This is a genomic window from Agromyces capsici, assembly GCF_058349965.1.
Genome location: NZ_JBYRET010000001.1, coordinates 2,168,998 through 2,180,855 on the forward strand (window position 1 = coordinate 2,168,998; position 11,858 = coordinate 2,180,855).

General features: G+C 72.9%; 14 protein-coding genes. 9 read left to right on the plus strand and 5 right to left on the minus strand.

What is annotated here, in order from left to right; translation table 11 throughout:
• Positions 1-3 precede the first annotated feature (3 nt).
• Positions 4-753, minus strand: a complete 750-nt coding sequence (locus AC3RKB_RS10210) for a DUF2306 domain-containing protein (RefSeq protein WP_491435993.1) — start codon at positions 751-753, stop codon at positions 4-6.
• A gap of 264 nt (positions 754-1,017) precedes the next feature.
• On the opposite strand from AC3RKB_RS10210, the gene AC3RKB_RS10215 reads away from it, so the two are divergent.
• Positions 1,018-1,746: a hypothetical protein gene (locus AC3RKB_RS10215; protein WP_491435994.1), complete on the plus strand. Its 729-nt coding sequence runs from the start codon at positions 1,018-1,020 to the stop codon at positions 1,744-1,746.
• Positions 1,747-1,751: 5 nt separating this feature from the next.
• Here the strand turns inward: AC3RKB_RS10215 and AC3RKB_RS10220 are convergent, their stop codons facing one another.
• On the minus strand, positions 1,752-2,147 hold the full coding sequence (locus AC3RKB_RS10220) for a nuclear transport factor 2 family protein (protein ID WP_491435996.1): 396 nt from the start codon (positions 2,145-2,147) through the stop codon (positions 1,752-1,754).
• Positions 2,148-2,232: 85 nt separating this feature from the next.
• On the opposite strand from AC3RKB_RS10220, the gene AC3RKB_RS10225 reads away from it, so the two are divergent.
• The 7 genes from AC3RKB_RS10225 (at position 2,233) to AC3RKB_RS10255 (ending at position 8,066) form a co-directional block, all read left to right on the plus strand.
• Complete coding sequence (locus tag AC3RKB_RS10225) at positions 2,233-3,093, plus strand: Fpg/Nei family DNA glycosylase (protein WP_491435997.1); 861 nt, start codon at positions 2,233-2,235, stop codon at positions 3,091-3,093.
• Between the two features lie 24 nt (positions 3,094-3,117).
• A complete protein-coding gene (locus AC3RKB_RS10230; RefSeq protein ID WP_491435999.1) occupies positions 3,118-3,540 on the plus strand; it encodes a hypothetical protein in 423 nt (140 codons plus the stop codon).
• 100 nt (positions 3,541-3,640) lie between these two features.
• Entirely contained in the window at positions 3,641-4,990 is a 1,350-nt protein-coding gene (locus tag AC3RKB_RS10235; RefSeq protein ID WP_491436001.1) for a serine hydrolase domain-containing protein, read from the plus strand.
• Between the two features lie 32 nt (positions 4,991-5,022).
• Positions 5,023-5,643 carry a GyrI-like domain-containing protein gene (locus AC3RKB_RS10240; RefSeq protein ID WP_491436002.1) on the plus strand — a complete coding sequence of 207 codons (621 nt, stop codon included), beginning with the start codon at positions 5,023-5,025 and terminating at the stop codon, positions 5,641-5,643.
• Positions 5,644-5,669: 26 nt separating this feature from the next.
• The gene (locus tag AC3RKB_RS10245; RefSeq protein ID WP_491436003.1) at positions 5,670-6,158 is read left to right on the plus strand and encodes a GNAT family N-acetyltransferase; all 489 of its coding nucleotides are present in this window, start codon (positions 5,670-5,672) and stop codon (positions 6,156-6,158) included.
• Positions 6,159-6,223: 65 nt separating this feature from the next.
• Positions 6,224-7,150 carry an oxygenase MpaB family protein gene (locus AC3RKB_RS10250; RefSeq protein WP_491436005.1) on the plus strand — a complete coding sequence of 309 codons (927 nt, stop codon included), beginning with the start codon at positions 6,224-6,226 and terminating at the stop codon, positions 7,148-7,150.
• 118 nt (positions 7,151-7,268) lie between these two features.
• Positions 7,269-8,066 (plus strand): bestrophin-like domain, encoded by a 798-nt coding sequence (locus AC3RKB_RS10255; RefSeq protein ID WP_491436006.1) that lies wholly within the window; start codon positions 7,269-7,271, stop codon positions 8,064-8,066.
• A gap of 49 nt (positions 8,067-8,115) precedes the next feature.
• Here AC3RKB_RS10255 and AC3RKB_RS10260 read toward each other — a convergent pair whose 3' ends face one another.
• Complete coding sequence (locus tag AC3RKB_RS10260) at positions 8,116-9,009, minus strand: hypothetical protein (protein WP_491436008.1); 894 nt, start codon at positions 9,007-9,009, stop codon at positions 8,116-8,118.
• Positions 9,010-9,077: 68 nt separating this feature from the next.
• Positions 9,078-9,962, minus strand: coding sequence for a LysR family transcriptional regulator (locus tag AC3RKB_RS10265; RefSeq protein ID WP_491436010.1), 885 nt, complete (start codon positions 9,960-9,962; stop codon positions 9,078-9,080).
• A 103-nt stretch (positions 9,963-10,065) separates the two neighbouring features.
• Between AC3RKB_RS10265 and AC3RKB_RS10270 the strand changes: the two genes are divergently transcribed.
• Positions 10,066-10,998, plus strand: a complete 933-nt coding sequence (locus AC3RKB_RS10270; protein WP_491436012.1) for an aldo/keto reductase — start codon at positions 10,066-10,068, stop codon at positions 10,996-10,998.
• 73 nt (positions 10,999-11,071) lie between these two features.
• Here the strand turns inward: AC3RKB_RS10270 and AC3RKB_RS10275 are convergent, their stop codons facing one another.
• Entirely contained in the window at positions 11,072-11,839 is a 768-nt protein-coding gene (locus tag AC3RKB_RS10275; RefSeq protein WP_491436014.1) for a DUF2306 domain-containing protein, read from the minus strand.
• Positions 11,840-11,858: the final 19 nt, after the last annotated feature.

Here is an 11,858-nt window from a genome sequence, read left to right on the forward strand (position 1 = left end):
CCCTCAGGATAGGGGCGCACGCGCGGCAGCGGACGGGGCGGTCGGCGGGGTCGTCGACCAGGTCGCATCCGCGCCCGTGCGGCGGCGTGCTCGACGCGCCATCCGCCTGATCACGATCTCGGCGACGACGAGGTTGATCACCCAGCCCGCGCCCATGAGCACCGCGTGCACGCCGACGGACGGGGCGCCGAAGACGATCGTCCACGGCAGGAACGTGAGCACCTGCGTGCCGGCACCCATGCCGATCGCGTAGGAGCGCATCATCCACGCGCGATGCGTGGGCACGTCGCCCCGCCGGATCGCGACGAATGCGACGACGAGGCCCGCGGTCATCGCCGTGCCGAAGACGACCCGCAGTACGAGGAGCACGATGCCGTTGCTCGCGGGCAGGTCATCGCCGACCGCCATCCAGACGCCCGACATCGCGGAGGCGAGCCCCGCCGGCACGAGCACGCGCCCCGCGAGGCGGTGCCAGCGACGGCGGCGCAGGGGCGGCGCGAACTGCAGCGCGCCGAGCACGAGGAACAGGCTCGAGCCGACGATGTGCACCAGGATCGGCACGGGCGCCTCGAAGAATCGCGCGTTCTCGGGCGTCACGGGCGCGGCGCTCGCGAGCTCGGTGAAACGGGACGCGCCGGCGCCGATCGGCACGAGGCTGAGGACGAGGAGGCCGGCGACCGGCAGCCACCCTGAGCGGCGGCGGGGCGAGGGCGCGGGTCGGCGCGGCGTGCGGGATGTCGCGGTGACGGTCATTCCTCGATGCTCGCCGCGCACGGCGCCGCGCACATCGGCCGTCCGGCCGGACCTGCCTCGGCCGATCGGCCGAGGCAGCCGACGAGCCGACGCGCCGTCTGGGAGACCACCGCGAGGCCGCCGAGACACCGCGGTGAATGCGGACCCCCGCATCCGCTTGAGTGGCGCGATGAGGAATTCTCTGATAGTCAGGGAAGGTGTCGCGCCCGCTCGTCGGGCACGGTGTCGTCGACGACACCGCGACCTGGAAGCGAGGAGACATCCATGCGAGCACGCGCACGCACCACCGGCCTGGCCGCCATCGGCGCGGCCATCGGGCTGGCCCTGACCACCGTGATCGCGGCGCCCGCGATCGCCGCGAAGCCGCAGGCCGGCACGATGCAGGCCACGTCCACGGCGTCGTACACGTGCGCCTCCTTCAGCGGGCTGACGGTGACGGCCGACACGGTCAGCCGCACCGTCGCGCTCAAGGCCGGCGAGACCATCGGCGTCACCGTGTCACCGGCGCGCGTGGGCGACGCGATCATCCTCACCGTCGGATCGGGCGGCATGATCTCGTTCAACGAGGCGCCCGCCACCTCGGGCCTGACCTACAAGGCCCCGTACGACGGCACCTTCGGGCTCGGCTGGTCCCTCGAGGCATCCGGAACGCGACCCTCGAGCCTCACCTGGTCGTTCACGTGCTCGTCGGGTTCCGGATCGGGCTCGACCGGCACCACCTCCGACGCCGACCGCGACGGCGTGGCCGACAGCGCCGACGCATGCAGCCGCACGACCCTGCCCGACAGCGTCAAGCGCAAGACCGCCGGCCGCTACTACGCGCTCTCGACGGGGCGGTTCGTCGACGGCACCGGCGCCTCCTCGGGCCTCACGGTGGTCGACGCGGGCGGATGCTCGGCCGCGCAGATCGCCGCGTCGCTCGGGCTGCGCAAGACCGACTCGCAGAACGGCATCACGCTCACGACCCTGAAGAACTGGGCCGCCACGCACTGAGCCGGTCACGCCACCGCGTCGGCGTGCCGGTGCACCACGCGCCACTCGCCGTCCTCGCGCCGGTACACCTGCGTGGCGCGGATGGTGAAGGTGCGCGGCGCGCCGTCCATCGTCGCGGTGACGCGCTCGTACCCGACCGTGTACGCCATGTCGCCGACGACATCCGACGAGATCAGTTCGAGCCGGTAGTCGGTGCAGTTCGAGAAGTTCGAGGCGAGCACCTCGAAGGCCCCCACGACGTCGGGACGGCCGACTCCGCTGCGCCATGCGCCGAGCACGCTCACGGGTTCCGTGCGCGACCAGATCGCCCGGCGGGGGCGGTCGTCCCCGTCGAACTGGGCCCGCTCGGCCTCGACGAGCGTGCTGTTCACCCAAACCAGGAACTCCCCGTGGTCACTCATGGGTTCAGGATGGCCCGACTCGGCGTCGTGCACAATCGTCGCGTCGACCGGCGCGCGACCTTCCCCGAAGTGGGATGCTGGCCTCATGCCGGAATCACCGGAGGTGCAGGCGCTCGCCGACGAGCTCGACGCGCGGCTCGCGGGCCGCGCCATCCGTGACGTCGACGTCATCGAGTTCCGCGTCACGAAGACGCGCGCGCGCCCGCTCACCACGCTCACCGGCGAACGCGTGCTCGGCGCGACGCGTCACGGCAAGCACGTCTCGCTCGCGTTCGACGGGTCGGAGCACCTCGTGATCTCACTCGGCCGGCACGGCTGGGCCCGATGGGCGGATGGCGCGGCGCCCGAGCCGTCGCCCGGTGACGCGGAGGTCGCGCCCGCCCCGACTCTCGTCGCGATCGCGTTCGACGACGGCCCCGCGCTCGAACTGACCGACGCCGGCGACTGGGTCTCGCTCGGCTGCTCGGTGGTCGACGACCCCGCCGAGGTGTCGGCGATCGCGAAGCTCGGGCCAGACCCCGCCTCGCCCGAGTTCACGCGGGCCGACTTCGACCGCGCGATGGTCGGCCGCCGCAAGCAGGCGAAGGCCGTGCTGCAGGAGCAGGAGTCGCTCGCCGGCATCGGCAACGCCTACTCCGACGAGATCCTGCACGCGGCGAGGGTCTCGCCGGTCGCGCACGCGTCGACGCTCGCCGACGACGAGCTCGACCGCCTCTTCGGGGCGACGGTTGACACGATCCGCTCGGCGATCGACGCGCGCCGCGGCATCCCGATCGACCGCCAGAAGGCGGCGAAGGTCGAGGCCATGCGCGTGCATGGTCGGGCCGGCGAGCCGTGCCCGAGGTGCGGCGACACGATCCGCGACTTCTCGTTCGCGAGCACGACCGCGCAGTACTGCCCGACGTGCCAGACGCACGGCGAGGTGCTGCCGCTCAAGGACGCGTAGCGGCCCACGTGGGATGATCGCCGAATGGGGGATGACGCGGAGCCGACCGTGCCCGTGACCGTGACCGTGGTCGTCGACGTGGCGAACCTCATGGGCTCGCGACCCGACGGCTGGTGGCGCGACCGGGAGGGCGCGGCGGTCCGGCTGCTCGCCGGCATGCCGGCGCTCGTGGGCAACGACGTCGACGGCCCCGACGGGGACTCGATGCGCATCGGGCGCATCGTGGCCGTGCTCGAGGGGCAGGCGAGGACGGCCGCCGCCCCTTCGGGCGTCGAGGTCGTGCGGGCGCTCGGCGAGGGCGACGACGCGATCGCCGACGCCGTCCGCGTGCTCGTCGGCGCCGGTGGCCGGGTGCTCGTCGTGACGGCCGACCGCGGGCTGCGGGCGCGCCTGCCCGACGCGGACGCGGTCGGGCCGGGCTGGCTCAACGCGCTTCTCGGCCGGTGACATGCGCAGGGGCTCGCGCCTGCTCCTGAATCGAAGGACAGCGCTGCGTTCGCGCGATCGGAGGCCGCGCGACGTCGGCGCCCGCTGCTAGCATCCGCTGGTGCGCATCCTCCGCCGCGTGGTCGTCGTCGTCGCCGTCCTCGCCCTCCTCGTCATCGCCGCCTTCACGGGCGTGTACCTGTGGCAGCAGCCCATCCTGCTGACCGGCACGGGGTATGCGGCGCACAACGCGTGCGCGGTGGGCGAGGTCGCCGGGCGCGGCGACCCCGAGGCCGACCTGCCGCCGAACCCGCTCGTGCCGTACCTCGAGGTCACCGGTGCGGGCGATCCGACGACGGGCTCGCTGCTCGGCGCGCTCGCGCGCCAGCGCACCTGGTACGCCGAGGGCTTCGGCTGCACGCTCGCCGACGACCGGCCCGAGCTCGGCGCGGCGACGCCGATCGCCGCCGGCGCCAACCCGTTCACCGACGCGCCGGCACCCGATGCCGCGGCGACCGACCCGGCGATCGAGGCGGCCATCGACCGTGCGTTCGGCGCCGACCTCGACGACGCCGACGCCGACGCGCTCGGCACCCGCGCCGTGGTCATCGTCAAGGACGGCGAGCTCGTCGGCGAACGCTACGCCGACGGCTTCGACGCCGAGACCGCGCAGCTGGGCTGGTCGATGTCGAAGAGCGTCGCGAACCTCATCACCGGAGTGCTCGTCGAGCAGGGCGTGGTCGCGCTCGACGACGACCGGCTCCGCCCCGAGTGGACCGACGAGCGCGCCGACATCACCGTCGAGCAGCTGCTGCGCCAGACCAGCGGCCTCGAATGGGACGAGACCTACGACCTCGGCACGCCGATCACCCGCATGCTCTACCTCGAGTCCGACATGGCCGCGTACGTCGCAAGCCTCCCGCTCGAGCACGAGCCCGGGACCGTCCAGGAGTACTCCAGCGGCAACACGACCCTGCTCTGCTCGGTGCTCGCCGAGCGCACCGGGCTCGGCGCCGACCTGCCGCGACAAACGCTGCTCGAGCCGCTGGGGCTCACCTCGGCGATCTTCGAGCCCGATGCCGCGGGCACGCCGGTGTGCTCCTCCTACCTCTGGGCGACTCCACGAGATTGGGCCGCGATCGGGCAGTTCGCGATGCAGGGCGGCGAGTGGGGCGGCGAGCAGCTCCTTCCCGACGACTGGATGGCGCGGAGCCTGACCGTCCTCGACGTCGAGGAGACCGACGACCCGGGCAACGGCATGAGCTGGCGCGGGAACGTGCTGCCCGGTGGCGAGCCGCGCTGGCCCGAGCTGCCCGAGGACACGTTCTACGCGGCGGGCCACGACGGCCAGAAGGTGCTGATCGTGCCGTCGGAGGACCTCGTCGTGGTGCGGATGGGCTTCACGCCCGAGATCGACGAGGAACCGTCGGTCGTGCAGCTCGTCGAGGACGCCATCGCGGCGCTGGGGTGACCCCGAGCCGCGCGACGGCGTAGCCTGCGGGCATGACCGGCGAGAAGTACGACGTGAAGCGCGCGTACCGCGAGCTCTACGCGCCATCCGCTCGCGATTTCGCGATGGTCGACGTGCCGCTGATGCGATACCTCGCCGTCGACGGGCACGGCGACCCGAACACGGCCCCGGCGTACGCCGAGGCCCTCGAAGCGCTGTTCCCGGTCGCCTACGCGGTGAAGTTCCGGAGCAAGAAGGCCGGCCGGGACTTCGCGGTCGCTCCGCTCGAGGGTCTCTGGCGCGCCGACGACCCTGCCGCCTTCGTCGCCCGCGACAAGGCCGCGTGGAGCTGGACCATGCTGATCGCCCAGCCCGACTGGGTCGACGAGGCGCTCGTCGCCGAGGCCGTCGCGGCCGTGCGCGCGAAGGGCGACCGGCCCGCGCTCGAGCTCGTGCACCTTCGCGAGCTGCACGAGGGGCCGTGCGTGCAGATCCTGCACGTCGGCTCGTATGACGACGAGGCGCCGACCCTCGCGCGCCTCCACGACGAGTGGATGCCGCAGCACGGGCTCACCTTCGCGGGCGACCACCACGAGATCTACCTGAGCGACGCCCGCCGGACCGCGCCCGAGAAGCTGCGCACCATCCTGCGCCAACCCGTGCGGCCGGCCTGACCGGGGCGCCCGTGGAGAATGGTCGTGTGACGACCCCCGCCCCCATCACCATCGATCGCGGCGACCTCGCCGACGAGCGCGTCCTCAAGCTGCTCGGCGACCACCTCGACGACATGTTCGCGACCTCGCCGCCCGAGAGCGTGCACGCGCTCGACGTGTCAGGGCTCGCCGTCCCCGAGGTCACGTTCTGGACCATCGCCGACGGCGACGACCTCGTCGGCTGCGTGGCGCTGAAGGAGCTCGACCCCGGGCACGGCGAGCTGAAGTCGATGCGAACGGATGCCGCCGCCCGCGGCCGCGGGTTGGGTGCGCGCCTCCTCGAGCACGTGCTCGCCGAGGCCGCCCGCCGCGGGTACCGGCGCGTCAGCCTCGAGACGGGCACCGAGGAATTCTTCCGGCCCGCGCGGACGCTCTACGCGCGGTACGGCTTCCGCGAGTGCCCGCCCTTCGGCGACTACGCGCTCGATCCGCACAGCGTCTTCATGACGCTCGAGCTGGAGCCGACTCCCGCGTAGCCGGCGGCGCGCGTTCGCGGCAGATCGTCAGCCAGGACGCGGCACGGCGGGTTACGGTCGGAGGCATGGCCTCGTCGAGCCCGACCGCGAGTGCGACGCCGCGCGTCACGCCGCGGCCGCGCTTCCGCGTGCGCGGGCGCTCGACGCAGCCCGACGACGAGCTCCCCGGCTGGACGCGCCGGCTCGCCGACGGCGACGACGCCGGGTTCTTCGGCCCGGGCAGTGCCGTGTGGGCCGTCAACGGGGCCCTGCCGACGCTGGTCGCCGGCATCCGCGCCCTGCTGCTCCAGACGCTGCACCCGGGTGCGATGGCCGGGGTGCACGACCACTCGCGCTACCGTGAGGATCCGCTCGGGCGCCTCGACGGCACCATCCGCTGGGTCGCGACGACCACGTTCGGCGACCGCCGCCAGGCGACCGAGGCGTCGGCGTTCGTGAGCCGCCTGCACGAGAAGGTGCGGGGCACCTACACCGATGCCGCTGGCGCCGGCCGCACGTACTCGGCCGACGACCAAGACCTTCTCCGCTGGGTGCACGACGCGTTCACCGAGGCGTTCCTCGGCGCGCACGCCGTCTGGGGGCGCCCCATCCCGGGCGGCCCCGACGCCTACGTGCGCGAGTGGGCGCAGGCCGGGCGGCTCATGGGGGTCGAGCAGCCGCCGACGAGCGTCGCCGAACTGCACGCCGAACTCGCCGAGTTCGTGCGGGGCGCGAAGGTCGACGAGCGCGTCGCGGGCGCGGTGCGCTTCATCCGCCGGCCGGGGCTGCCGGGCCTGACCGGATGGCTCTACCCGATCCTCTTCGGCGGCGCGGTCGCCTCGCTCGACCCCGCGTACCGGCGCCTGCTCGGCCTGCGCCGGCCGTGGTGGCCGGCGATCACGCTCACGCGCATCGTGCTTCGCACGGGGGAGCGAGTCCTAGGTCGGATGTCGCCCAGCGAGCGGCACGCACGCCTGCGCATCGCCCGGCTCGAGGCCGCCGCCGGCGACTGAGCCGGCCGTCCGTCCGGGCCCGTTCGAGGGATGGCGCACGGTCGCCCGCGTTCCCTAGGGTGGTCCGCACGGGTGCGTGCGGCAGCCGTGTGCGCCATCCGGGGGGAAGGGGCCATCCGTGAACTGGTTCTACGAGACCAGCGTCTGGATCACGCTGCCGGTGTTCCTGATCCTGTTCGTCGCGGGGTCGTGCGGCATCGTGCTCGCGTTGCGGCCCGTCGTCGCCCGGCTCGTCGCCGACCCGAAAGAATGGGATCGCGCGCTCGCGCACGTGATCGGCACGTTCGGCGTCTTCTTCGGCATCCTGCTCGCCCTCGTCGCCGTGTCGGTGTACGAGAACCTCGCCCACACCCGCGAGGTCGCGATCGAGGAGGCCAGCCGCGTCGGCGCGCTCTATCGCGCGAGCTCGGCGCTGCCCGACGACAGCGGCGACCGGGTGCACCAGGCGCTCGACGACTACCTCCACGCCGTGATCGACGAGGACTTCCCCTCGCAGCAGCGTCAGGTGCTGCCGACCGCCAGCGACGCGCAGACCGACGAGCTCGAGGCGATCCTCGACAGCGTGGAGGCGGAGACGCTCACCGAGCAGGCCCAGTACAAGCAGGCGCTCGAGACGTTCGACTCGCTCGTCGAGGCGCGTCGCGCGCGCATCGACGCCACCTCGCTCCAGCTGCCGCCGCTCCTCTGGGCGGTCATCTGGGTGGGCGCGATCGTCAACGCCGTGCTCATCGCGTTCATCGCCGTCTCGAGCCGGCGGCTCCACCTGCTCATGGCCGGGCTGCTCTCGCTGTTCATCGGCCTCGTGATCTTCGTCACCGCCGACATGGACCACCCGTACGCGGGGTCGATCGCGATCGACGCGGGCGCGTTCGAACGCGTGCTGGAACAGGTCGTCGACCAGCCCGGATCCGGGTAGGCCAGCGGCGCGATGGGCGCGGCGCGCGCCCGCAGATCGCGCCCGCCGCTCAGCCGGTGCCGACCTGGCCCTCCCAGTAGCCCGGGCCGTCTGCGTCGGGTGAGGTGATCTGCCACGAGAGCGCACCCGTGCCCGCGTCGACACCCTCGAGCAGCGCCGGATCGGCGAGCCGCGCCGCGATCGACTCGGCCTCCGCGGTCGTGACGCGCGCGATGTACAGCTTGGGGAACTGCGGCCCCTCGAGCAGCACCTCGGCGTGCGGGTGCTCGCCCGCGATCGCGATGAGCTCGGCGATCAGGTTCGGCGACGTGATGCCCTCGATGTGCGAGAAGCGCAGCAGCGGCTGGTCGGAGCGCAGCGCGAACGAACCGCCCTGCACGAACAGCGGGGTTTCCATGAGCGCCTCGAACCGGTCGGCGACCCGGTCTGGTTCGAGCAAGGCCGCGTACGGCCAGCCGTCGACGAAGGCGAGCCCGACGACGCCCTCGACCTCGGCCGCGTCGAGCAGGCCGTCGACCGTGGCGCGCGAGGTCGCGGCATCCGTCTCGGGGGTGACCTCGAACGACCACCACGGCTCGACGAACGTGTCGGCCGCGGTGGCACCGGTGCTCGACTCGGGCGCATCGGCGGTGAGCGTGATCGGGTCGGCCCAGTCGAGGCCGGCCGCGATCTCGGGCGTGCGCTCCGCCGTGGCGAGCACGTCGTCGCGGTCGGCGTCGGACTCGATCGTGACGGTCGTGTACCGCGGGTTCTCGTCGGCGGGCTCCATGCCGCCGATCTCGACGGACTCCACGCCCGGAAGCCCGGCCAGCTCGGCCTTCAGCTGCGCCTCGGGGTCGGCCGGGGGCTCCTCCTCGGCGGGGGTCGCGCACGCGGAGAGTGCGACGACGACCGACGCGGCGACGGCGATCAGGCGGAGGCGGCGCGGAGCGGTAGGGCGCATCCTTCGAGCATGACCGATCTTCCTGAGAGCGGCCGAACGGATCGTGGGCTCCGCGCCGGGAACGGTGCTCACGCGCTGAGCGCGAGCTCGGTGTCGAGCAGTTCGAGCAGCAGCGACGCCGAGGCCGGCGACGACTCGGCCGTGATGACCGAGACGACCCACGGCGGCGCCGACGCCGGCAGCGGCCGCACCGCGAGCCCCGCCGCCTGCGGCTTCGCGGCGATGTGCTGCGGCACGAGCGCGACGCCCAGGCCGCGCTGCACGAGGTCGAGCAGGGTGTGCACGTCGTCGACCGTGCACCGCACGCGGCGGGCCACGCCGTGCGCGGCGCACGTCGCGTCGTTGACCGAACGGACGGCCCACGAGCCCTGGAAGTCGACGAAGTCGGTGTCGCGCAGGTCGGCCCAGTCGACCGCGTCGAGGGCGGCGAGCGGATGCTGCGGCGGGGCGAGCAGCACCAGCGGCCGTCGCCCCAGCTCGGTGCGCGACATCCGCGGGGGCAGGTCGGTGCCGGCGACGAACGCCAGGTCGATGCTGCCGTCGCGGACCGCGGCGACGAGGTCGTGCGAGCCGGTCTGGGTGAAGTCGAGGTCGACGAGCGGGTACCGCCGACGGATGCGCTCGAGCAACCCCGAGACATCCACGAACCCGAGGCACTGCTCGGCGCCGACGCGCAGGCTGCCGGAGAGCTCGTGCGTGGCGCGGAGTACCGCATCGCGCGCGGCGCTCGCCTGCGCGAGCATGGTGCGCGCGTGGGGGAGGAGAGCGCGCCCCGACTCGGTGGGCTCGACGCGGCGGGTGGTGCGCTCGAAGAGCGTCGTGCCCAGCTCGTCCTCGAGGCTGCGGATCGCCGCCGACAGCCCGGACTGCGAGACACCGCAGATCGCGGCGGCGCGCGTGAACTGCTGCTCGTCGGCGAGCGTGACCAGGTACTCCATCTGGCGAAGATCCATCCATCAAGAGTACTTCTGAATCGCATGAGCAGAAGTCGTTGGACTTCTCAATCGCGGCTGCCTAGGGTGAATCCGCACCCACCACCCGAGGAGTCACGGACCCATGAAGACCATCTCGCTCGGCGGCACCGACGTCGCCGCCCCCAACGTCGTGCTCGGCGTCATGCGCATCCAGGAGATGACGGATGACGCGGTGCGCGAGCTCGTGCGCACCGCCCGCGATGCCGGCATCGACTTCTTCGACCACGCCGACATCTACGGCGAACCGCTGCACGGCTGCGAGCGCCGCTTCGCCGAGGCGCTCCAGCTCACGCCGTCGCAGCGCGACGAGATCACCATCCAGACCAAGTGCGGCATCGTGAAGGAGCCGTGGGGCTTCGACTTCTCGTACGACCACATCATGTCGTCGGTCGAGGGCTCGCTCCAGGCGCTCGACACCGACCGAATCGACGTGCTCCTCCTGCACCGGCCCGACGCCCTCGTCGAGCCCGACGAGGTCGCCCGCGCGTTCGACGAGCTCGCGGCATCCGGCAAGGTGCGACACTTCGGCGTCTCGAACCACACGCCGGGGCAGATCGAGCTGCTGAAGAAGTCGGTGACCCAGCCGATCGTGGCGAACCAGGTGCAGCTGTCGATCACGCACTCGCCGATCGTCGCGCAGGGCCTCGCCGCGAACATGCAGGGCGTCGCGCAGTCGGCGAGCCTCGACCTCGGCATCGTCGACTACTGCCGCCTGCACGACATCACCCTCCAGGCGTGGTCGCCCTTCCAGGCCGGGTTCTTCACCGGCGTGTTCCTCGACTCGCCCGACTACCCCGAGCTGAACGCCGTGATCGACCGGCTCGCGGCGAAGTACGACGTGCCGCCGATCGCGATCGCGACCGCCTGGATCACGCGTCACCCGGCCGACATGCAGGTCGTGCTCGGGACGACGACGCCCTCGCGGGTGGCGGCCGCCGCGCAGGGATCCGACATCCCGCTCACGCGGTCCGAGTGGTACGAGCTGGTGCAGGCCGCGGGGTACACGGTGCCCTGACACGCGCACGCTCGCCCTCGGGACGTCGGGCGCCCGTCGCGGTCGCGGGCGAGTGCGACGCGTCGGGTCCCGGCTACCCGACCGCCGGCCGTGCCTCCCGCGCGAGGCGGTACGACGGGAGCCCGCGCCGCCGGATGAGCCACTCGGCCACGACGAGGTTCGGCAGCCAGGCCAGGAACGGCACCACGGCGTACGCGTTCGCGAACGCGGCATCCCCGTCGAACCCGGCCGGTCCCGCGAACGGCACCTGCGCGAAGATCAGCAGCGGCAGCCAGATCCGCAGCGTGACCGCGGCGTAGGTGAGTGCGAAGTTGCGCATCATCCAGGCGCGGTGGTTCGCGACATCCCGCGACCTGATCGCCCGGTAGCCGCGCCATCCGGTGACGAGCCAGAGCACGCCGAGCGCGCCGAACCCGAACAGGCCCACGAGCCCCGCCTGGTTGACGGGTGCGAGCGCGATGCCCGCGACGGCCGCAGCCCCGACCGCGACGAGGTACGTGCGGCCGACCCAGCGGTGGGCGCGCGGATGCCGCGTGCGGAGGCCGTGCCAGAACTGCAGCGGTCCGAGCACGAGCGCGATGCCGCCGCCGATCACGTGCGTGAAGAAGGCGACGAGGACGGGCCAGGGGCGTCCGTCGTACCAGTCGGCGAGTCCGCCGCTCGACTCCGCCAGCGGCGCGGTGAGGTAGGGCACGACCGCGAACGCGGCGATCGCGAGCGAGGTGAGCAGCACCCAGGTCCAGCCGATGCGCGTCGCGAGCTTCGGGTGGTCGGATGGCGCGGAGCGCGGCGCGTCGGGCGGTGCGTGGGTCGCGGCGGCGGGTGCGGAGGTCGCGGTCATGGGCCGACGGTACCGACGG